This window comes from Enterobacter chuandaensis, from assembly GCF_003594915.1.
Lineage (GTDB): Bacteria > Pseudomonadota > Gammaproteobacteria > Enterobacterales > Enterobacteriaceae > Enterobacter > Enterobacter chuandaensis.
In genome coordinates this window covers 29,140-50,948 of sequence record NZ_QZCS01000019.1, presented here as the reverse complement: position 1 = coordinate 50,948, position 21,809 = coordinate 29,140, and the positions used below count along the sequence as shown (strand labels likewise).

Genomic DNA, 21,809 nt, shown 5'->3' with positions numbered 1-21,809 from the left:
ATCATTCGTGAAATAGCTCACAGAACATAAGAATAAACTATTTCATTACTCCGCTTATGCTGAATAATTTATTCTTACCCCGTCTTTGTGAGGTCGTTATGCAACAGGATGCGCACAAGCGTGCATTAATTGCAGGCTCTATTGGTAACTTTATCGAGTGGTATGAGTTTGCGGTCTACGGTTTTCTGGCAACCGTGATTGCGAAGAACTTCTTCCAGCTTGAGGGGGAAGCGGCACTCACCAGCCTGATCCTCACCTGGGCCTCGTTCGCCATCGCCTTCTTCTTCCGCCCGCTTGGCGCGGTGGTCTTTGGCCGCATTGGTGACAGGATTGGCCGGAAGCCGACGCTGATCGTTGTGCTGGTGCTGATGACGCTCGCCACCACGGCCATCGGCATCGTGCCCGTCTACGCCACTATAGGCATTGCCGCGCCGCTGATGATTACGCTGCTGCGCATCCTGCAGGGGCTTTTCGCGGGGGGCGAGTACGGCGGAGCCGTCTCACTGATGACAGAATTCGCCCCGCGCGGCAAGCGCGGGCTGTACGGCGCGTGGCAATCCTTTACCGTGGCGCTCGGGCTGTTAGCGGGCGCAGGTATTGTCGCGCTGCTCTCAGCCCTCCTCACGCCTGAAGCCCTGCACGACTGGGGCTGGCGCATTCCATTCTTCCTTGCCCTGCCGATGGGCGCGGTGGCGCTATGGCTACGGGTGAGTATGGAAGAGACGCCGAGCTTTGTGCAGCAGAAGGAAAAACCGGTTATTGCTCAGGCCAGTACATCCGCCACGCTCAAAATCATCCTGATGGGCATTGGCCGCGTGATGGTCTGGTCCGCGGCGGGTTATACCTACCTCGTGATCATGCCGACCTATCTGCAGTCGGCGCTGCATACCGGGTTTAACCAGGCGCTGCTGATCGCGGTGATTTCTAACCTTGGTTTTGCGCTCACCATCATTCCATCGGGCATACTGAGCGACAGGATCGGGCGGCGCACGGTGATGATCATCGCCACCGCGCTGCTGCTGGTCCTTGCCCTGCCGCTGCTGAAAATTTTGCAGGCGGAGTCCAGCGCGCTGGCGGTGAAGGCGATTGTGGTGTTGATTGCGGGCGGTCTGGTGGGGATGCTCGCAGGGCCGGGGCCGGCAATGCTGTCTGAGATGTTCCCGACGCGCGTGCGCTATACGGGGCTTGGGCTGGCCTATTCTCTGTCGAACGCGATTTTCTCGGGCTGCGCGGGATTGATTATTACCGGGCTGATTAAAGAGACGGGCAATCTGGATATTCCGGCGTACTACGTGATGGCAACGGCGGTAGTGAGTATTTTCGCGCTGATGACGCTGAGGAAGGATGACCATTTGCGGTCGCTGGAGGAATGAGGCTGTCACCGTCTGGTGCCCTCACCACCCCGACCCTATCCCACGGGGAGAGGGATAGGGAGAAAACACTAAAGGCCGTCCTGTGGACGGCCTTGCTGTTTATTCTCCCCGCTGACGCACCGCTTCAAACAGGCAGATACCCGTCGCAACGGAAACGTTCAGGGACGAGACGCTGCCCGCCATCGGGATGCTAATCAGCTCGTCGCAGTGCTCGCGCGTCAGACGACGCATGCCTTCGCCTTCCGCCCCCATCACCAGCGCCAGACGGCCGGTCATTTTGCTCTGATAAAGGGTATGATCCGCTTCACCGGCGGTGCCGACGATCCAGATGTTCTCTTCCTGCAGCAGACGCATGGTGCGCGCCAGGTTGGTCACGCGGATCAGCGGAACGTTTTCCGCCGCGCCGCAGGCCACTTTCTTCGCCGTCGCGTTCAGCTGCGCGGAGCGATCTTTCGGCACGATAACCGCATGCACGCCCGCCGCATCGGCGCTACGCAGGCACGCGCCGAGGTTATGCGGATCGGTGACGCCATCCAGGATCAGGAAGAACGGATTATCCAGCTCGGCAATCAGATCCGGGAGATCGTTCTCCTGATACTGACGACCCGGCTTCACGCGGGCAATGATCCCCTGGTGAACCGCACCTTCGCTTTTCTCATCCAGGAACTGGCGATTCGCCAGCTGGATCACCACGCCCTGCGCTTCCAGCGCGTGGATCAGCGGCATCAGACGCTTATCTTCACGCCCTTTCAGAATAAACACTTCCTGAAAACGCTCCGGTGCGCGCTCGAGGAGGGCCTGCACCGCGTGGATGCCGTAAATCATTTCACTCATTGATGGTTCTCGTAATAAGTATTTCCCCTCTCCCGGTTGGGGAGAGGGTCAGGGTGAGGGGAGAATTACTCCGCCTGCTTTTTCTTGGCTGCGCGCTTCGCTTTTGTTGCGGCAGCAATTTTCTGCGTCTTCGCGGAAGGCTTTTTCGCTGAGCGAGCCTCTTTCTTCGCCGCCTTTGGCTTCTGCTTCTTCTCGCCGCGGAACGCGCTGTCCGGCTCGAAGTTTACCTTTTTGCCCGCCTGGCGACGTTTACCGCTCGCTTTGCCGTTTCCGCCTTTTTTCGCCCTTTCACGCTCAGTTTTACCCACGTTACGCGGCGCGCGCTCGCTGGAGATCAGGCTGAAGTCGATTTTACGGTCGTCCATATTCACGGCTTCCACCTTCACTTCCACGCGGTCGCCCAGACGGTAGGTCTGGCCGCCAGACTCGCCAATCAGACGCTGGCCGACCTGATCGAAGCGGTAGTAGTCGTTATCCAGGCTGGAGACGTGCACCAGACCGTCAATGAACAGCTCGTCCAGACGAACGAAGAAACCAAAGCCGGTCACGCTGGCAATCACGCCCTTAAAGACGTTGCCCACCTGGTCCAGCATAAAGTCACACTTCAGCCAGTCCGCTACGTCTCGCGTGGCTTCATCAGCACGGCGCTCGGTCATGGAGCAGTGCTGACCCAGCTGCAGCATCTCTTCCATTGAGTAGTGATAGCCGCCGGTTTCGGTGGTGTTCCCTTTATGACCCTGCTCCTGCGCCAGCAGATACTTGATCGCGCGGTGCAGTGACAGATCCGGATAGCGACGGATCGGCGAGGTAAAGTGCGCGTAAGACTGCAGCGCCAGGCCGAAGTGGCCCCGGTTTTCCGGATCGTAAATCGCCTGCTTCATGGAGCGCAGCAGCATCGTCTGCAGCATTTCTGCGTCAGGACGATCGCTAATGGATTCCAGCAGCTCGGCGTAATCGCGCGGCTCAGGCTTATTGCCTCCCGGCAGCTCCAGACCGAGTTCAGCCAGCACAGAACGGAACGCGGTGATGGCTTCCGTAGACGGCTTATCGTGAATACGGAACAGCGCAGGCTCTTTCGCTTTCTCAACGAAACGCGCCGCCGAGATGTTCGCCAGGATCATACACTCTTCGATCAGCTTGTGCGCATCATTACGCTGGGTCTGCTCGATACGTTCAATACGACGCTCGGCGTTGAAGATGAACTTCGCTTCTTCACTCTCAAACGAGATCCCGCCGCGCTCTTCGCGCGCCTGATCCAGCGTTTTATAGAGGTTATGTAGCTCTTCAATATGTTTGACCAGCGGCGCATATTGCTCACGAAGATCCTGATCGCCCTGCAGCATATGCCAGACCTTGGTGTAGGTCAGACGCGCGTGAGAGCTCATCACCGCTTCGTAGAATTTGTAGCCCGTTAAGCGCCCTTTGTTGGAGATGGTCATCTCACAAACCATACAGAGACGGTCAACCTGCGGGTTCAGGGAGCACAGGCCGTTGGAGAGCACTTCCGGCAGCATCGGTATTACCTGAGACGGGAAGTAAACCGAGGTACCACGGCTGCGCGCCTCGTTATCCAGCGGCGTATGCGGGCGAACGTAATAGCTGACATCCGCGATCGCGACCCACAGACGCCAGCCGCCACCGCGTTTTTTCTCGCAGTAGACGGCATCATCGAAGTCGCGGGCGTCTTCACCATCGATCGTTACCAGCGGCAGATCGCGGAGATCCACACGGCCCGCTTTAGATTCTTCAGGCACCTCTTCGCGGAGGCCGGAAATTTGTTCTTCAACCGCTTTCGGCCAGACGTAAGGAATTTCATGCGTGCGCAGCGCCATATCAACGGCCATGCCGGTGCCCATGTTGTCGCCCAGCACTTCGACGATTTTTCCGACCGCTTTGGTGCGACGGGTTGGGCGCTGGGTGAGTTCCACTACCACCACGAAGCCCATGCGCGCGCCCATCACCTCTTCAGGCGGGATGAGGATGTCGAAGCTCAGGCGGCTGTCGTCCGGCACCACGAAGCCCACGCCCGCATCAGTAAAGTAGCGGCCCACAATCTGGCTGGTTTTCGGCACCAGCACGCGAACCACGCGCGCTTCGCGGCGGCCCTTACGGTCAGCACCCAGCGGCTGCGCCAGGATCTGGTCGCCGTGGATACACATCTTCATCTGTTCAGATGAAAGGTACAGGTCGTCTTTACGGCCTTCCACGCGCAGGAAGCCGAAGCCGTCACGGTGACCAATAACGGTCCCTTTCAGCAGATCGAGGCGTTCTGGCAGCGCGTAGCACTGGCGGCGGGTAAAGACCAGCTGCCCGTCACGCTCCATCGCGCGCAGGCGGCGGCGAAGGGCTTCAATTTGCTCTTCGCCTTCAATGTTTAATTCAACGGCAAGTTCTTCACGATTGGCGGGTTTTTCGCGTTTAGTTAAGTGTTCAATGATGAACTCGCGGCTGGGAATAGGATTCGCGTATTTTTCGGCTTCGCGTTCCTGGAAAGGATCGTGTGACATGTCGGTTCCTCCGTTGTCAGCTCCGGTGGAAATTTTCTTCATTCCACCAGCAATAATTTATAAAGCGGTTGATTCTCTTCAACCAAATCGGCCAGCGTGTAGTTATCCAGTTCCTTGAGAAAACTTTGCACGGCCTTAGAAAGCGCCTGTTTCAGGCGACAAGCGGGCGTGATGTGGCAGAACTCGCTGCTGCAGTTCACCAGAGACAACGGCTCCAGCTCACGTACCACATCCCCGATACGAATACTCTGTGCCGGTTTACCAAGACGGATCCCTCCATTCTTCCCGCGGACGGCAGCAACGTATCCGGCACGGCTAAGTTGATTGATTATTTTGACCATATGATTACGGGACACACCGTACACCTCTGTCACTTCAGAGATACTGGTCATCTTCCCATCGGGTAACGACGCCATGTAAATCAGCGCGCGTAAGCCGTAATCGGTGAAACTTGTTAACTGCACATCAACCTCAGGAAAAAGGGAAAACGCGGTTTAACCGCAGAGATATTCATTAATGATGATAAACCAGCCAGATAGTTAGCGGCTAATTTATTTGACAGACGGGGCGAAAAAGCGGAGATCCAGGAGCGGTCGCCGGATGGCGCTACGCTTATCCGGCCTGCGGGTTTCCCCGCAGGCCAGCAGTCACGAAGATTATGCGTCGAACGGGTCGCGCAGGATCATCGTTTCAGTACGATCCGGGCCGGTAGAAATAATATCGATCGGCACTTCGGTCAGTTCTTCAATGCGCTTGATGTAATCCAGCGCCGCCTGCGGCAGGCCGCTACGCTCTTTCACACCGAAGGTGGTCTCAGACCAGCCCGGCATGGTTTCGTAGATTGGCTCAATGCCTTCCCAGTCGTCAGCAGCCAGCGGAGTGGTGGTCACTTCGCGGCCATCTGGCATACGGTAGCCTACGCAGATTTTCACTTCTTTCAGGCCGTCCAGCACGTCCAGCTTGGTCAGGCAGAAGCCAGACAGGGAGTTGATCTGCACTGCGCGACGCACGGCAACCGCATCCAGCCAGCCGGTACGACGACGACGACCGGTGGTCGCGCCGAACTCGTTACCCTGCTTGCACAGGAACTCGCCGGTTTCATCAAAAAGCTCGGTCGGGAATGGACCTGCACCCACGCGAGTGGAGTATGCTTTGATGATGCCCAGAACGTAATCCACATAACGCGGGCCCAGGCCGGAGCCCGTTGCCACGCCACCGGCGGTGGTATTGGAGGAGGTGACGTACGGATAGGTACCGTGGTCGATATCCAGCAGCGTCCCCTGCGCACCTTCGAACATGACGAAATCGCCACGCTTGCGCGCCTGGTCCAGCAGATCGGACACATCAACAACCATACCGGTCAGAATGTCTGCAATCGCCATGACGTCATCCAGCACTTTCTGGTAGTCAACAGCGTCAGCTTTGTAGAAGTTCACCAGCTGGAAGTTGTGATATTCCATCACTTCTTTCAGTTTTTCAGCGAAGGTCGCTTTGTCGAAGAGATCGCCGACGCGCAGACCGCGACGTGCAACTTTATCTTCGTAAGCCGGGCCGATACCACGACCGGTGGTGCCGATCGCTTTCGCACCACGCGCTTTTTCACGCGCGACGTCCAGCGCCACGTGATAATCCAGGATCAGCGGGCAGGCTTCGGAGAGCAGCAGACGCTCACGAACAGGGATACCACGGTCTTCCAGACCTTTCATCTCTTTCATCAGCGCAGCTGGAGACAGCACAACGCCGTTACCGATGATACTGGTGACGTTTTCGCGAAGAATGCCTGATGGAATAAGATGGAGGACGGTTTTTTCACCGTTGATTACGAGAGTATGGCCTGCGTTGTGACCGCCCTGGTAGCGTACAACATATTTAGCCCGTTCAGTCAGAAGATCAACAATCTTCCCTTTACCTTCGTCACCCCATTGGGTGCCCAGTACGACGACGTTGTTACCCATTTTTTTCAAAATCACCGTTTGCTTAAAAATGGATTCTACCATCGCTTTTTCAGATATACAGCACTTTTTGACCTCAAAATACGCCGATTGCGCCTACTTTTTGATCAGCCAATCGTTTTCCTCAACATGTAGTAGATAACGATACCTGCAACCACAAGACCGCCGCCAAAACGACGCAAAATATTATCCGGCAGTTGGCTCATCGTGGCGATCATGCGACGCCAGGCGCGCGGATAGAGCATCGGTCCGAGACCTTCCAGCACCAGAACCAGGGCCAGTGCGAGCCAGATCGTTGAATTCATTTTTAATCCTTATAAAAGAAAACCACCGCTCCGTTGGGAGCGGTGGTTTGAATACTCAAACGAGCCTGAGTTTATCGCGTTGCGTTAGTCGGCGTCTTCATATAACGGAAGAAATCGCTGTCCGGGCTGAGCACCATCACATCCTGGTTGCTCTGGAAGCTATTCTCGTAAGCACGCAGGCTACGGATAAAGGCGTAGAAGTCTGGATCCTGGCTGAACGCATCGGCGAACAGCTTCGCGGCTTCCGCATCGCCTTCACCACGCAGAATACGGCCCTGACGCTCAGACTCTGCGAGAGTCTTGGTCACTTCGTAGTCCGCTGCGGCGCGCAGTTTTTCAGCCTCTTCCTGACCCTGTGAACGGTGACGACGGGCTACCGCTTCACGCTCGGCGCGCATACGGTTGTAAATCGCCTCGGACACTTCCGCTGGCAGGTTGATCTGCTTAATACGCACGTCAACCACTTCGATACCCAGCGCAGCCATACTGTTCGGGTTGATCACCGGCACTTTACCGTTGGTTTCAGCCTGAACGCGCTCAGCCGCTTTAGCAATCGCGTCATCTGCTGCTGGCGTTTCCACTTCGTCTTCGGTGCCCGCTGTACCGGAGTTCAGCGCATCGCGCACTTCCAGAGTCAGACGACCGCGGGAGTCGGTCACGATGTCTTTCACATCCAGACGGCCAATTTCAGAACGCAGACGGTCAGAGAACTTACGTTTCAGCAGCACTTCCGCCTGAGAAACGTCACCGCCGCCCGTTGCCAGGAAGTAGCGGCTGAAATCGCTGATGCGCCATTTGATGTAAGAATCAACGATCAGGTCTTTCTTCTCTTTGGTAACGAAACGGTCAGCCTGGTTATCCATGGTCTGGATACGCGCATCCAGCGTTTTCACAGACTGAATGAACGGCACCTTGAAGTGCAGGCCCGGCTCGTAAATCACCGGACGTTTGTCGCCATCACGCACGACGCTGCTGAACTGGAACTTGATCCCACGCTCGCCCTCTTTCACCACAAAGATCGAGGTATACAGCACGACCAGTACGATGACGATGATCGCAATAACTGACTTACGCATCCTTATTCCCCCTGACGCTGGTAGTCGTTACGCTGCGCGTTAGCACGGCGTTGGTCCATAATGTCACCATCGTTCGAAGAAGGCGTTGTGTTCGCGCTTGAGCTGCCTGATGAGGCTGGCGGCAGACGCAGCAGGTTGTTGGCACCGCTGGTGTCTTTCGCTGCCGGAGCAGAACCGCCTTTCAGCATCTGATCCAGCGGCAGAACCATCAGGTTTCCACCTTTGTTGTCGTTAACCAGCACTTTGCGGGTGTGGCTCAGCACTTTTTCCATGGTCTCGATATAGAGACGCTCGCGGGTAATTTCCGGAGCCGCTTTATATTCCGGCAGGATCTTCGCGAAGCGAGCCACTTCACCCTGTGCTTCCAGGATGGTTTGCGTCTTATACGCGCGAGCTTCTTCCAGAATACGCTGCGCCTGACCGTTAGCACGCGGCTGAACTTCGTTGGTGTACGCTTCTGCCTCACGGATGTACTGCTGTTCGTTTTCACGGGCTGCAATCGCATCGTCAAATGCGGCTTTCACCTCTTCCGGCGGACGTGCGGCCTGGAAGTTGACGTCCAGCAGGGTGATACCCATGTTGTACGGACGAATGGTCTCTTCCAGCTCGCGCTGGGTATCGCTACGAATAACGGTACGACCTTCAGTCAGGATACGATCCATGGTGTATTTACCGATCACACCGCGCAGGGCGCTGTCGGTCGCCTGACGCAGGCTGTCATCGGCGCTGGTCACGCTAAACAGATAACGCTCAGGATCGGTCACGCGGTACTGCACGTTCATCTCAACGCGCACCACGTTTTCGTCAGAGGTCAGCATTACGCCGGATGCCGCCAGTTCACGGACGGACTCCACGTTGACCGCAGTCACATCGTCAATGAAGGTCGGTTTCCAGTTCAGGCCCGGCTCAACCAGATGGCTGAACTTGCCGAAACGGGTAACCACGCCGCGTTCTGCTTCTTTAATGGTGTAGAACCCGCTGGCTGCCCAGATGATTACCACCGCAGCGGCCACAATGCCCACTACGCGGCCACCCATTGGCGGGCGTGGACTCTGAGTAGAATTACCACCCGAGCCAGAACCTTTTCCTCCGCCAAGCCCACCAAGCTTTTTGCTCAGCTTGCGGAAGATATCATCCAGATCCGGCGGCCCCTGCTCGCGACCACCTTTGTTGCCATTTCCCCCAGAGTTGCCGCCTTGATTATTGCTGCTTCCCCACGGGTCGCGGTCTTGTCCGTTATTACCGGGCTGATTCCACGCCATGTATATGCTCCATATTTGTTATGCAAGGGCGAATTATTCAGGCTTCCCCTTTCTGATCAGACGATATAGTCCGCCAGCGCAGGTTCTTGTTTACAGAGGCGACGCCAGTCAACGATCGGCATACGCACCTGCATCCCCACGCTGCCGTCATCCTCCATCCACTCTTTTTCTATCGCCTGAAGCTGATAAAACCGGCTGCGCAGCCTGCCTTCCTGTGGCGGCAGTCGCAGCGTGTGCTGAGCTACCTCACCGGAAAGACGTTCTGTCAAAGCCTGGAAAAGCAGTGGCACACCAATACCGGCCTGAGCAGAAAGCCAGACCCGAATCGGTTTGTTCTCTTCATCACGCTCGATACGCGGTTCAAAATCGTCCAGCATATCGATTTTATTCATTACCAACAGCGTTGGGATTTCGTGGGCGTCGATCTCTTCAAGCACCACGTTCACCGCGTCGATGTTCTCCTGCACGCGTACGTCAGCCGCATCAATCACGTGCAGCAGCAGGGTCGCCTGACGGGTCTCCTGCAACGTCGCTTTAAACGCCGCGACCAGATCGTGCGGCAAATGACGGATAAACCCTACGGTATCCGCCAGGACTGTTTCGCCGACGTCAGCAACGTCAATACGACGCAGCGTTGGGTCCAGGGTCGCAAACAGCTGGTCTGCGGCATACACCTGGGCCTCGGTTATCTGGTTAAACAGGGTAGATTTACCGGCGTTGGTATAGCCCACCAGCGACACCGTTGGGATGTCGGCTTTGGTTCGCGCCCGACGCCCCTGTTCACGCTGTTTCTCTACACGTTCCAGACGTGAGAGGATCTGGGTAATACGGCCACGCAGCAAACGGCGGTCGGTTTCGAGCTGGGTTTCACCCGGACCGCGCAAACCAATCCCGCCTTTTTGTCTTTCAAGGTGGGTCCAGCCACGCACCAGACGCGTCGCCAGATGGCGCAACTGCGCCAGCTCAACCTGCAGTTTCCCTTCATGGGTACGGGCACGCTGAGCAAAAATATCTAAAATCAATCCCGTGCGATCGATCACACGGCATTCGCAGAGAGCTTCCAGGTTGCGCTCCTGGGCTGGAGACAGCGCATGATCAAACAACACGACTGACGCGCCGGTTGCTTTTACGGCATCCGCAATTTCTACTGCTTTACCTTCACCAACAAAATACTTTGGGTGCGGCGCTTTACGGCTACCGGTAATCACCTGCATTGCTTCGACACCGGCGGAAGAGACCAGAGATTCAAACTCCTGGAGGTCTTCCATATCTTTGTCTTGCGAAAAATAGATGTGTACCAGCACCGCCTGCTCACCGGCATCATAACGGTCAAACAAGCGTAAACCTCTCTAAAAAGATCAGCGGGGAACGCAGGATCCCTGGCTCCCCGTGTGGATAACAGCCCGAAACCTTATTCGGTTTCGTCGCTGTCCTGCGCTGGCGTTGAAGAACCCTGCGCGTTGCTGCCATGATGGTAGTTACTGCCAGTGCCGCCGCCAGCGTTATTGCTGTGATGAGATACCGGACGGGACGGAACAACAGTAGAGATAGCGTGCTTGTAGACCATCTGGCTGACCGTGTTTTTCAACAGGATCACGAACTGATCGAAAGACTCAATCTGACCTTGCAGCTTAATACCATTCACCAAATAAATAGAAACTGGAACACGTTCCCGACGCAATGCGTTCAGGAACGGATCTTGTAAAGATTGCCCCTTAGCCATTCTATCTTTTCCTTATATGCTTGTTTTGTACTTAGAACCTTGCGATTCTGAAAAATTGCGCACGATACGTCTCAATTGTACACATTCAGTGAGCGATATCACCAACAACCTCAATCACGTCGTTTAACGCCTGTTGCGGTTTTTCACTGTCTAACCAGTGAACCCCCTCCCAACCGCGCAACCAGGTGATCTGGCGCTTCGCTAACTGTCTCGTGGCGCAAACACCTCGATAAACCATTTCATCGTATGAAATCTCGCCTTCAAGATACGACCACATCTGGCGGTATCCCACACAACGAACGGAAGGCATATCCGTATGCAAATCTCCACGGGCAAATAGCGCCCGCACTTCTGCTTCAAAATCTGAAGCCAACATCTGATGAAAACGCTGCTCAATTCGTTGATGGAGCAGTTCACGGCTCGCCGGGGCGATGGCGAACTGATGCACCTGATACGGCAGAGCGTCTCCTGACGTTTGCGTCAGTTCCGTTAAAGTTTTACCCGAAATGAAAAAAACTTCCAGTGCCCGGGAAAGCCTTTGCGGATCATTTGGATGGATTCGCGCTGCGGCAACCGGGTCAATTTCCGCCAGTTGCTGATGCAATACGTCCCATCCCTGCTCTGCCGCCTGCTGCTCAATCTTTGCTCTCACTTCAGGGTCCGCGGAAGGTAAGGGTGACAATCCTTCGAGCAGCGCCTTGAAGTAGAGCATGGTTCCGCCAACCAGCAGCGGTATACGCCCCGCGGCGGTGATCTCGGCCATCTCAGCTAAGGCATCCCGGCGGAAATCCGCTGCGGAATATGCCTCTGCCGGGTCGAGAATATCCAGCAAACGGTGCGGCGCTGCACGCAGTTCTTCTGCGTCTGGCTTTGCCGTACCGATGTCCATCCCCCGATAGATGAGGGCTGAATCCACACTAATCAACTCTACAGGCAAAACTTTACGTAACTCAATGGCTAACGCTGTTTTGCCGGAGGCCGTCGGGCCCATTAAAAAAATTGCCTTTGGCAGGCTCGCCTTGCTTACGTCAGTCATGGTTCAGGGCGGTCATCGCCGTTTTTAAATCAACAGGTTGTAATAACCCACCCGGCGGCGCTTTCACCAGCTGTGGGCAGAGGCGTTCCACCTCCGCCAGCACGGTAATTGCCTGCGCCATACTCCACGGTGAATGTTCGCTGGCCAGATGGCAGGCGATCCACTGCGCGGTGTTGGCGGCCTCAAACGATGTTTGCTGCGCCAAGTAGCCTATCAGTTCAGGAATCAAGTTTTGTAAATTTTGTTGGCGTAAGGGTAAAGGCACTGCACGAATTGTCACATGTTGGGGTTCAAGCACAATTTCAATGCCCATTTGCGCCAGCTGGGCCTCGGCACGCTGCAATACCCTTGTTTCTTCAGCGGATATTTTCAGGCGAACCGGGATCAATAGCGGCTGCGCACAGGCCGCATTTTCCCCCGGCGTCAGTTGCGCCTGCTTGAGCCAGCGTTCGGCAACCGGCAGCGCCAGAAGCATCACTTTACCGTCACGCTCAAGCAGTGCCATATCCGGGGCGATAACCGTCAGCACCCGGCCAAAACTCTGGCTATGACCGTCAAGGGAAGGTGCTGGTGCCGGAAGGTGCTCTTTACGCTCAACGGCTGGCGTGTCCAGCAATTTGCGGTATAACGCCCCTTGCTGCTTTTGATAGCCAGGTTGAGCGTTCGGGTAGTTCGCTCCCGTCGGACGAGGCGCGGCGCCTGCAGAGGAGAAACGCGGGGCTTCCGGTTCACGCGCCACGGCAGGCTCCGCAAAATGGTTGCGGCCAGCAGCGACACGGTTTTCCGGAAGCGGACGCGGTGCAGGAGCGTCACTTTCCAGCGGCAGCGTTGGCTCTGCCTGCTGCTGTAACACGGCGGCCACGCCCTGATAAATGAAGTCGTGAACCAGACGCGACTGATGGAACCGCACCTCATGCTTGGCAGGATGGACGTTGACATCCACCTGATGCGGGTCGATTTCCAGATAAAGGACGAAAGCAGGCTGCTGATCGGCACCAAGCTTGTCTTCGCAGGCCTGGCGAATGGCGTGATTAATCAGGCGGTCGCGCATCATGCGGCCGTTCACATAGCAGTACTGTATTTCAGCGAACGCCGCGCTGCTGGCATTCGGATCGGCCACCCAGCCACGTAAAGCCAGATCGCCGTGCTGCCACTCGATAGCCAGCGCCTGCTCCAGGAACGGCGTCCCGCAGATAGCCCCCAAACGGCGCTCTTTCTGCCCACCTTCTGCCACCGCGCGATACTGGCGCATCACTTTGCCGTTATGGCTGAGGTTAATGGTGACATCGAAACGGGCCAGCGCGATACGGCGAATAATCTCATCGATATGGCCGAACTCGGTCTTCTCGGTACGCATAAACTTGCGGCGGGCGGGAGTATTGTAGAACAGGTCCAGAACTTCCAGCGTGGTACCGACAGGGTGCGCCGCGGGCTTGACCGTGACGTCCATATCGCGTCCTTCGGCGTAGGCCTGCCAGGCTTCCTGCTGCTCGGCCGTGCGGGAGGTCAGCGTCAAACGGGAAACGGAGCTGATACTGGCCAGCGCTTCCCCGCGAAACCCAAGGCTGATAATCGCCTCCAGATCGTCCAGCGAAGCAATTTTACTGGTGGCATGACGCGCCAGCGCCAGCGCCAGCTCGTCTTTCTTAATGCCACAGCCGTTGTCACGAATGCGGATAAGCTTTGCGCCGCCGCGTTCGATATCAATATCGATGCGGGAGGCCCCCGCATCGAGGCTGTTTTCCACCAGCTCCTTCACCACCGACGCAGGGCGTTCCACCACCTCACCGGCGGCGATTTGGTTCGCGAGCTGCGGCGGTAGAACCTGAATCGGCATGAATTCTCCTTAATTAGTCGCGGTCATTTCACCCGGCAGCGCGGCGCTTGCCGTCTGGGCTGCCCCGCCCTGCGGCGCAGACTGAAGCGGGTGCGCGTCAAAGTATTTACGCAGACCGTTATAAATCGCTTCGGCAATTTGCTGCTGATAGCTGTCGCTGCCCAGCAGACGCTCTTCACTGTTATTGCTGATAAAGCCGGTCTCCACCAGAATTGACGGAATATCCGGCGAGCGCAGAACGCCCAGGCTCGCATGTTCAGGGCGGCGTTTATGCAATGCCCCGATGCCCTGCAGCTGGTTCAATACGTTAGTGGCGACATCATACCCGACGCGCTGAGAATGACCGAACTGTAAATCCAGCACCGCCTGGCTGAGGTACGGGTCAGACTGGCTGTTTGCCAGCACATCGCCCGCGCCGCCTAACAGTTCAGACTGTTTCTCATGCTCTTCCAGCCAGTTGGCCATTTCACTGTTCGCGCGACGGTTCGAGAGTACCCACACCGACGCGCCCGTTGCGTTACGGTTAGGCGCAGCATCCGCGTGGATGGAAACCAGGAAGTTCGCATTCTGCTTACGCGCGACGTCCGAACGCCCCATCACCGAAATGAAGTAATCCCCGTCGCGGGTCAACACGCCTTTAAACATAGGGTCGTCATTGAGCAGCGTACGCAGCTTACGGGCTATGGCGATAGTGACATTTTTCTCTCGTGTCCCCCCAGGACCAATCGCGCCTGGGTCCTGTCCACCGTGACCTGCATCGATGGCGATAATCACCTTGTCGCCGCTGACCGCGCGGCGCGCGCTGGCTGCCGGACGCGTCACCGTATTGCTGCTGGTTGCCGCAGTCATGCGATCGTTCTGCGATTTAAACGGGTTACGCGCAGGTTCCGAGGGGCGCGGCGTATACACTGGTTCTTTCACACGTTTCGCCACAACTGGTGGCGGTGGAGGCGGCGGCGCGTCGGCGTTAATAGTAAAGACCACGGTATAGTTCGCACCGTTTTGTTGCTTCACCGCCTTCGTTTTGCCCTTTTCGGTCAGATCGACCACCAGGCGCAGTGACTGGCTGTCCTGCGGCGTACCCGAGCGGATCCTTTTCACCAGATTATTTCCGCTGAACTGCAGCGGTAACCCCTGGATCACGCCTGTCTGTTTGATATCCAGCGCCACGCTGTGGCTGTCCGGTTGTGAAAACGCATATTCAGGGTCACCCATAAAGCTGAGCGTGATCCGGGCCTGGCTTTCGCCGTTTGACACCTGAATATCCGAAAGGCTTGCCGCTCCGGCCTGCGCGCACAGCAGCACCGTCGCAGCCAACACCCAACCTTTAACGCGACTAATCATCCCGTCATCCCTACTCTTAACCGGCGAGACGCGCCAGTAAGGAACACCCTGATGAGGAAACCGCACTGATGCGAGCCTCACGCCCTTGAGCCTGGTAATCTAAGTGAATTTCGACATCCGGGTCAGGCAGCACACCCGCACCTTGTTGCGGCCACTCCACCAGGCAGATGGCGTCGTTGGCAAAATAATCACGGATCCCCATAAATTCCAGCTCCTCAGGATCCGCAAGACGATATAAATCAAAGTGGTACACCATAAGATTATCGAGGGTATACGGCTCGACCAGCGTGTAGGTGGGGCTTTTCACGTTCCCGTTGTGCCCTAACGCCTGCAAAAAACCCCGGCTGAAGGTGGTTTTACCCGCACCTAAATCACCATACAGATAAATGACGGTTGCCCCCTGACAGGCCTGCGCCACGCGCTTGCCGAGATCTAAAGTGGCTTGTTCATCAGGTAAAGGAATCGCTCGATTAGTCATTTTCTACGTCAATCACATCCGGGTTAACAACACGCCGCAGCGTGCAAAAAAGATCGGTGGCCAGCATACCGCGCGTCCCCTCGCGTGCAGCCAGCCTGTCAGCTGCCTCACCGTGGGCCACGCAGCCCGCACAGGCTGCATCATAAAGGGGAAGTTTCTGTCCAAGCAATGCGCCGATGATGCCTGAAAGCACATCGCCCATGCCGCCGCTCGCCATGCCCGCATTTCCGGCATCAATAATGCCCTGCGTCTCGTCACTGGCGACAACGGTTCCTGCCCCTTTCAAAACGGCAACACCTCCGTAACGTTTTACCAGACGCTGAGCAGAAAGTAAGCGATCGCTTTCAATTTCTGCCACGCTGCAGTTGAGCAGGCGCGCGGCTTCGCCGGGGTGTGGCGTCAGAATGCGATTGTGACGCTTATCCGGATTTATTGCCAGAAGGTTAAGCGCGTCGGCATCCCACAGCATCGGTTTACGAAAATTCTCGACCTTTTGCAGGGCCTGTTTACCCCATGCCTGCTGCCCAAGTCCCGGACCAATGACCACCACATCCGCCCATTCCAGGCTTTCTTCCAGCGTCTGGGGCGTAAGCTCATGGGCCATCAGTTCCGGTCGGGCTGTGATGATTGGCGCAATATTCTCGATGCGAGTAAGCACTCGCACTAATCCGGCGCCGCTGCGCAATGCCGCTTCACCGGTCATGCGAATCGCACCTGCCGTACCGTGGTCGCCACCAATAATCACCAGCCTGCCGTGATCGCCCTTATGGGAGGTTGGGCGGCGCGGCGGCAGCCACTCTTTTAGCTGCGAGGAATCAAAACGCGACAGGAGCGTTTCCTGCCCTACGAGCCAGCTCTCCAGCCCCAGCGCGTTATGGTGCAAAATGCCGACCACATCCCGCGCTTTTCCGGTTAACAGACCCGGCTTCAGGGCGATAAAGGTCACGGTGTGAGCAGCATGAATCACCCCCCCCGGCGTTGCGCCGGTCTGCGCGATCAGGCCCGACGGAATGTCCAGCGCGACTACCGGCGCGAAGTGCCCGTTAGCGTGTTCAATAAGCGCGGCAATGTTCTCACGAGGCGCGCTGCGTAGCCCGGTGCCCAGCAGACCATCAACAATCAGATCAACATCTTCCGGCCAGACGATATCAGGCGCGTGAATTACGCCGCCTGCGTTCAGCCATGCCTCCCGCGCCATGCCAGCCTCTTCCGGCAGCGGTTTATCGCTCTCCAGGGCCAGTAGCGTAACGCGGATACCCGCCGCAACCGCGAGACGCGCCATAGCGTAGCCGTCACCGCCGTTATTGCCGTGACCGCACAAAATCAGCCAGTGAGCGGCCTGCGGGTAGGCGCTGCGGGCAACGTTAAACGCGGCCTCACCCGCGCGGAGCATCAGTTCAAAAAGAGTGATCCCGAGGCTGTCTGCGGCCTCTTTTTCGGCGCGCCGGAGGTCATCCGCATGCCAGATGGAATGTGGTATACTTGCGGGGTTTTTCTTCACCGTATGGTCCGTCATGTCACAGCCCCTCGATCTCAATGAATTAGCGCAAAAAATAAAACAGTGGGGTGCTGAACTTGGCTTCCAGAAGGTAGGCATTACCGATACCAACCTCTCTGCCAGCGAGCCAAAATTGCAGGCCTGGCTGGACAAACAATACCACGGCGAAATGGAGTGGATGGCGCGTCACGGCATGATGCGCGCCCGTCCTCACGAGCTTTTGCCGGGCACATTACGCGTTATCAGCGTGCGCATGAACTACCTGCCTGCCAACGCGGCCTTCGCGCGCACGCTAAAAAATCCCTCTTTGGGTTACGTCAGCCGGTACGCGCTGGGGCGTGATTACCATAAGCTTCTGCGTAACCGTCTAAAAAAACTTGGGGAAACTATTCAGCAGCACTGTGTTTCGCTGAATTTTAGACCCTTTGTCGATTCCGCGCCTATTCTTGAGCGCCCGATCGCCGAAAAAGCCGGGCTTGGCTGGACAGGTAAGCACTCACTTATCCTGAGCCGCGACGCCGGATCGTTCTTCTTCCTGGGTGAACTGCTGATTGATTTACCCCTGCCGGTAGACGGCCCGGTGGAGGAAGGCTGTGGCCGCTGCGTGGCCTGCATGACCATCTGCCCGACGGGCGCCATCGTTGAGCCTTACACCGTCGATGCACGTCGCTGTATCTCCTACCTCACCATCGAGCTCGAAGGAGCGATCCCGGAAGAGTTTCGACCGCTTATCGGCAACCGGATCTACGGCTGCGACGACTGCCAGCTGATTTGCCCGTGGAACCGCTATTCCCAGTTGACGGACGAAGAGGACTTCAGCCCGCGTAAGGCGCTGCATGCGCCACAGCTTATTGAGCTGTTCGCCTGGAGCGAAGCCTGGTTCCTGAAGGTGACGGAAGGTTCAGCTATTCGCCGTATCGGTCATCTGCGCTGGCTGCGTAATGTCGCCGTCGCGCTGGGTAATGCCCCGTGGGATGTAGCGAATATTCAGGCGCTGGAAAGCCGTAGAGGTGAGCACCCACTTCTCGACGAGCATATTGAATGGGCGATTGCGCAGCAAATTGAGAAGCGCAATGCCTGCGTGGTCGAAGTGCAGCTTCCTAAGAAACAGCGGCTGGTCAGGGTCATCGAGAAAGGGCTTACGCGAGATGCGTGATATATTCACAGCCTGTGAATAAAAATAAAAACTCAAGCGCCATCTGGGCTTGAGAAGAGGTCAAGTGATCTCAATAACATTTTGAAATGAAATTTTATCCAGTCAATACAGTATCTTGTGAAGATATCATTCACCCTGCTAACTTTCTGTACGGTTTGGGTAAAGCGAGAATTCTGTGGATAACTCTGTTTACAAGAGTATTTCAGATGCAATAGAAAACGTCCCCAGCGCTTCTTTTCGCTGTGGATATTTTATAGATGAAGAAGAATTTGGAGCGGGAAACGAGACTCGAACTCGCGACCCCGACCTTGGCAAGGTCGTGCTCTACCAACTGAGCTATTCCCGCTTGGGCAGTCTGTGCTGTGGAAGCACTTTCAAATTTTGGAGCGGGAAACGAGACTCGAACTCGCGACCCCGACCTTGGCAAGGTCGTGCTCTACCAACTGAGCTATTCCCGCAAATCTGTACTGCTTTTGTTGCTGTCGTAACGTGTAATTCTCTGTCGTTACGGGAGGCGCATTATACGAGAAATCCTTTTAGCTGCAACCCCCTTAAAGCGATTTTTTCGAAATTTAGTTCAAATGCTTATTAAATCGGCAAGCTGAACAATTTAACGACAAAAACCCGGCCACGCAAGGCGCCGGATCTCAAAATCACAGCTTAATAAAGTTTTCGCGGTAGTACGCCAGCTCCGCCACAGACTCGCGAATGTCGTCCATCGCCTGGTGCGTACCCTGTTTTTTAAAGCCGTCCAGGATTTCAGGTTTCCATCGACGCGCCAGCTCTTTCAGGGTGCTCACGTCCAGATAGCGGTAATGGAAGTAAGACTCCAGCTCAGGCATATACTTAAACAGGAAACGACGATCCTGACCGATGCTGTTGCCGCAGATCGGCGATTTACCCGCCGGTACCCACTGCTTCAGAAATTCGAGCGTCGCCAGTTCCGCCTCGCGGTCACCCAGCGTGCTCGCCTTCACGCGCTCGACAAGGCCGCTGCCGGTGTGGGTACGCACATTCCACTCATCCATCAGCGCAAGCTGGTCGTCGGACTGATGCACTGCAATCGTTGGCCCTTCAGCCAGGATATTCAGGTTGGCATCGGTCACCAGGGTTGCAATCTCAATAATGCGATCGCGCTCGGGATCCAGCCCGGTCATTTCGAGATCGATCCAAATCAGGTTGTTTTCATCCGCGCTCATGTTATTTTCCACCCTTCTCGCATAACCAGCAGTAGCAGGTTAACTAGTATTAATTAGAGTGTATCATAGAGGTTTTGCCCCTTACGGGCGACCAGGAGCCAGTGCGATTGAGTAAAAATAAACTCTCCAAAGGGCAGCAGCGCCGCGTGAATGCCAATCACCAGCGCCGTCTTAAAACCACTTCGGAGAAGGTCGATTACGACGACAACCTGTTTGGCGAACCAACGGAAGGCGTAGTCATCAGCCGTTTCGGTATGCACGCTGACGTGGAATCTGCCGATGGCGAAATCCACCGCTGCAACATCCGCCGAACCATTCGTTCTCTGGTCACCGGCGACCGCGTCGTCTGGCGGCCGGGTAAAGAGGCTGCAGAAGGCGTTACCGTTAAAGGTATCGTTGAAGCGGTCCATGAGCGTACGTCCGTGTTAACCCGTCCCGATTTTTACGACGGGGTGAAGCCGATTGCCGCCAACATTAACCAGATTGTCATCGTATCGGCGATTTTGCCCGAACTTTCGCTCAATATTATCGACCGATATCTCGTCGCCTGTGAAACGCTGCAGGTTGAACCGATTATCGTGCTGAACAAAATCGATCTGCTGGATGACGAAGGCATGGCTTTCGTTAATGAACAGATGGATATCTACCGCAAAATTGGTTATCGCGTGCTGATGGTGTCCAGCTACACCAAAGACGGACTGAAACCGCTGGAAGAGGCGCTTACCGATCGCATCAGCATCTTTGCGGGCCAGTCCGGCGTGGGGAAATCGAGCCTTCTGAACAACCTTCTCGGCCTCCAGCAGGAGATCCTCACCAACGATGTGTCTGACGTCTCGGGTCTGGGCCAGCACACCACTACCGCATCACGCCTGTATCACTTCCCTCACGGTGGCGATGTCATCGACTCTCCGGGCGTGCGTGAATTCGGTTTGTGGCATCTTGAGCCGGAACAAATCTTTAATGGATTTGTCGAATTCCATGATTATTTAGGCGCTTGCAAATACCGCGACTGCAAACACGATAACGATCCAGGCTGCGCTATCCGCGAAGCGGTTGAGAACGGTGAAATCGCGGAGACCCGCTTCGAGAATTATCACCGCATTCTTGAGAGCATGGATCAGGTAAAAACGCGTAAAAACTTTTCTGATTCTGATAACTGACAACTAAGCTAAGCATCGCTAAAATCGTCCCCTTTTTTCAGGTTCCGGCGGCTTAACGCCGGATCAGGAACGACAAAACAATGGCCTGGAGGCTACCTTGTTAAACGCATTTAAACTTTCGCTTCAATACATTCTGCCAAAACTGTGGCTCACTCGCCTGGCGGGCTGGGGCGCGAGCAAACGCGCGGGCTGGCTGACCAAACTGGTCATCGACCTTTTTGTGAAGTATTACAAGGTCGACATGAAAGAAGCGCAGAAGCCGGATACCGCCAGCTACCGCACGTTCAACGAATTTTTCGTGCGCCCGCTGCGCGACGAAGTGCGTCCGCTGAACACCGATCCTAACGTCCTGGTGATGCCAGCAGACGGCGTGATCAGCCAGTTGGGTAACATCGAAGACGACAAAATCCTGCAGGCGAAAGGCCACAACTACAGCCTGGAAGCGCTGCTGGCGGGCAACTACCTGATGGCAGACCTGTTCCGCAACGGTACCTTTGCCACCACCTATCTGTCACCGCGCGACTACCACCGCGTGCACATGCCGTGTAACGGTATCCTGCGTGAGATGATCTACGTGCCGGGCGATCTGTTCTCCGTGAACCACCTGACCGCGCAAAACGTACCGAACCTGTTTGCTCGTAACGAACGCGTCATCTGCCTGTTCGATACTGAATTCGGCCCGATGGCGCAAATCCTGGTGGGTGCGACCATTGTCGGCAGCATCGAAACCGTCTGGGCTGGCACCATCACCCCACCGCGTGAAGGTGTGATCAAGCGCTGGACCTGGCCTGCCGGTGAAGCGGAAGGCTCTGTTGCCCTGCTGAAAGGTCAGGAGATGGGTCGCTTCAAGCTGGGCTCTACCGTCATCAACCTGTTTGCGCCGGGCAAAGTGAAGCTGGCTGAACAACTCGAAAGCCTGTCGGTCACCAAACTGGGTCAGCCGCTGGCGGTCTCTACCGAAACCTTCGTGACGCCGGACGCAGAACCTGCTCCGCTGCCGCAAGAAGAGATCGACGCCGAGCACGATGCCAGCCCGCTGGTTGACGACAAAAAAGACGAAGGCTAACAA

The 21,809-nt window shown here is 56.1% G+C and carries 19 protein-coding genes and 2 tRNA genes; 4 read left to right on the top strand and 17 right to left on the bottom strand.

Going from position 1 to position 21,809, the window contains the following annotated elements; translation table 11 throughout:
- Positions 1 to 98: 98 nt before the first annotated feature.
- The gene (locus tag D5066_RS21195) at positions 99 to 1,373 is read left to right on the top strand and encodes an MFS transporter (protein WP_119917132.1); all 1,275 of its coding nucleotides are present in this window, start codon (positions 99 to 101) and stop codon (positions 1,371 to 1,373) included.
- A 99-nt stretch (positions 1,374 to 1,472) separates the two neighbouring features.
- Here the strand turns inward: D5066_RS21195 and rlmB are convergent, their stop codons facing one another.
- The 14 genes from rlmB to nnr form a co-directional block, all read right to left on the bottom strand.
- The gene (rlmB, locus tag D5066_RS21190) at positions 1,473 to 2,207 is read right to left on the bottom strand and encodes a 23S rRNA (guanosine(2251)-2'-O)-methyltransferase RlmB (RefSeq protein ID WP_010427468.1); all 735 of its coding nucleotides are present in this window, start codon (positions 2,205 to 2,207) and stop codon (positions 1,473 to 1,475) included.
- Positions 2,208 to 2,272: 65 nt separating this feature from the next.
- Positions 2,273 to 4,714, bottom strand: coding sequence for a ribonuclease R (rnr, locus tag D5066_RS21185; protein WP_080328794.1), 2,442 nt, complete (start codon positions 4,712 to 4,714; stop codon positions 2,273 to 2,275).
- 38 nt (positions 4,715 to 4,752) lie between these two features.
- Positions 4,753 to 5,178, bottom strand: a complete 426-nt coding sequence (gene nsrR / locus D5066_RS21180) for a nitric oxide-sensing transcriptional repressor NsrR (protein ID WP_014882230.1) — start codon at positions 5,176 to 5,178, stop codon at positions 4,753 to 4,755.
- Positions 5,179 to 5,370: 192 nt separating this feature from the next.
- A complete protein-coding gene (locus D5066_RS21175; protein ID WP_006178975.1) occupies positions 5,371 to 6,669 on the bottom strand; it encodes an adenylosuccinate synthase in 1,299 nt (432 codons plus the stop codon).
- Between the two features lie 104 nt (positions 6,670 to 6,773).
- Positions 6,774 to 6,971, bottom strand: a complete 198-nt coding sequence (locus tag D5066_RS21170; protein WP_003855996.1) for a DUF2065 domain-containing protein — start codon at positions 6,969 to 6,971, stop codon at positions 6,774 to 6,776.
- Between the two features lie 71 nt (positions 6,972 to 7,042).
- Positions 7,043 to 8,047: a protease modulator HflC gene (gene hflC / locus D5066_RS21165; RefSeq protein ID WP_010427498.1), complete on the bottom strand. Its 1,005-nt coding sequence runs from the start codon at positions 8,045 to 8,047 to the stop codon at positions 7,043 to 7,045.
- Between the two features lie 2 nt (positions 8,048 to 8,049).
- Positions 8,050 to 9,309 (bottom strand): FtsH protease activity modulator HflK, encoded by a 1,260-nt coding sequence (hflK, locus tag D5066_RS21160; RefSeq protein ID WP_080328793.1) that lies wholly within the window; start codon positions 9,307 to 9,309, stop codon positions 8,050 to 8,052.
- A gap of 56 nt (positions 9,310 to 9,365) precedes the next feature.
- Complete coding sequence (gene hflX, locus D5066_RS21155) at positions 9,366 to 10,646, bottom strand: ribosome rescue GTPase HflX (protein WP_119917131.1); 1,281 nt, start codon at positions 10,644 to 10,646, stop codon at positions 9,366 to 9,368.
- A 74-nt stretch (positions 10,647 to 10,720) separates the two neighbouring features.
- Positions 10,721 to 11,032, bottom strand: a complete 312-nt coding sequence (gene hfq / locus D5066_RS21150) for an RNA chaperone Hfq (RefSeq protein ID WP_008502919.1) — start codon at positions 11,030 to 11,032, stop codon at positions 10,721 to 10,723.
- 85 nt (positions 11,033 to 11,117) lie between these two features.
- On the bottom strand, positions 11,118 to 12,068 hold the full coding sequence (miaA, locus tag D5066_RS21145) for a tRNA (adenosine(37)-N6)-dimethylallyltransferase MiaA (RefSeq protein WP_080328792.1): 951 nt from the start codon (positions 12,066 to 12,068) through the stop codon (positions 11,118 to 11,120).
- Positions 12,061 to 13,905: a DNA mismatch repair endonuclease MutL gene (gene mutL, locus D5066_RS21140; RefSeq protein WP_119917130.1), complete on the bottom strand. Its 1,845-nt coding sequence runs from the start codon at positions 13,903 to 13,905 to the stop codon at positions 12,061 to 12,063. Before mutL ends, miaA begins: the two co-directional genes overlap by 8 nt.
- 9 nt (positions 13,906 to 13,914) lie before the next feature.
- On the bottom strand, positions 13,915 to 15,249 hold the full coding sequence (amiB, locus tag D5066_RS21135) for an N-acetylmuramoyl-L-alanine amidase AmiB (RefSeq protein ID WP_119917129.1): 1,335 nt from the start codon (positions 15,247 to 15,249) through the stop codon (positions 13,915 to 13,917).
- A 16-nt stretch (positions 15,250 to 15,265) separates the two neighbouring features.
- The gene (gene tsaE, locus D5066_RS21130; RefSeq protein ID WP_028015250.1) at positions 15,266 to 15,727 is read right to left on the bottom strand and encodes a tRNA (adenosine(37)-N6)-threonylcarbamoyltransferase complex ATPase subunit type 1 TsaE; all 462 of its coding nucleotides are present in this window, start codon (positions 15,725 to 15,727) and stop codon (positions 15,266 to 15,268) included.
- On the bottom strand, positions 15,720 to 17,243 hold the full coding sequence (gene nnr, locus D5066_RS21125) for a bifunctional ADP-dependent NAD(P)H-hydrate dehydratase/NAD(P)H-hydrate epimerase (protein WP_119917128.1): 1,524 nt from the start codon (positions 17,241 to 17,243) through the stop codon (positions 15,720 to 15,722). Before nnr ends, tsaE begins: the two co-directional genes overlap by 8 nt.
- Here nnr and queG point away from each other — a divergent pair.
- On the top strand, positions 17,242 to 18,381 hold the full coding sequence (gene queG, locus D5066_RS21120) for a tRNA epoxyqueuosine(34) reductase QueG (protein ID WP_119917127.1): 1,140 nt from the start codon (positions 17,242 to 17,244) through the stop codon (positions 18,379 to 18,381). The two genes, nnr and queG, sit on opposite strands and share 2 nt — an antisense overlap.
- A gap of 270 nt (positions 18,382 to 18,651) precedes the next feature.
- Here queG and D5066_RS21115 read toward each other — a convergent pair.
- The 3 genes from D5066_RS21115 to orn form a co-directional block, all read right to left on the bottom strand.
- A tRNA-Gly gene (locus D5066_RS21115) sits at positions 18,652 to 18,727 on the bottom strand.
- 36 nt (positions 18,728 to 18,763) lie between these two features.
- Positions 18,764 to 18,839: transfer RNA gene (locus D5066_RS21110), tRNA-Gly, on the bottom strand.
- Between the two features lie 195 nt (positions 18,840 to 19,034).
- A complete protein-coding gene (gene orn, locus D5066_RS21105) occupies positions 19,035 to 19,580 on the bottom strand; it encodes an oligoribonuclease (protein ID WP_028015247.1) in 546 nt (181 codons plus the stop codon).
- A gap of 107 nt (positions 19,581 to 19,687) precedes the next feature.
- Between orn and rsgA the strand changes: the two genes are divergently transcribed.
- Both rsgA and asd read left to right on the top strand, forming a co-directional pair.
- Complete coding sequence (rsgA, locus tag D5066_RS21100; protein ID WP_032666746.1) at positions 19,688 to 20,740, top strand: small ribosomal subunit biogenesis GTPase RsgA; 1,053 nt, start codon at positions 19,688 to 19,690, stop codon at positions 20,738 to 20,740.
- A 97-nt stretch (positions 20,741 to 20,837) separates the two neighbouring features.
- Positions 20,838 to 21,806, top strand: a complete 969-nt coding sequence (gene asd, locus D5066_RS21095) for an archaetidylserine decarboxylase (protein ID WP_080328787.1) — start codon at positions 20,838 to 20,840, stop codon at positions 21,804 to 21,806.
- Positions 21,807 to 21,809: the final 3 nt, after the last annotated feature.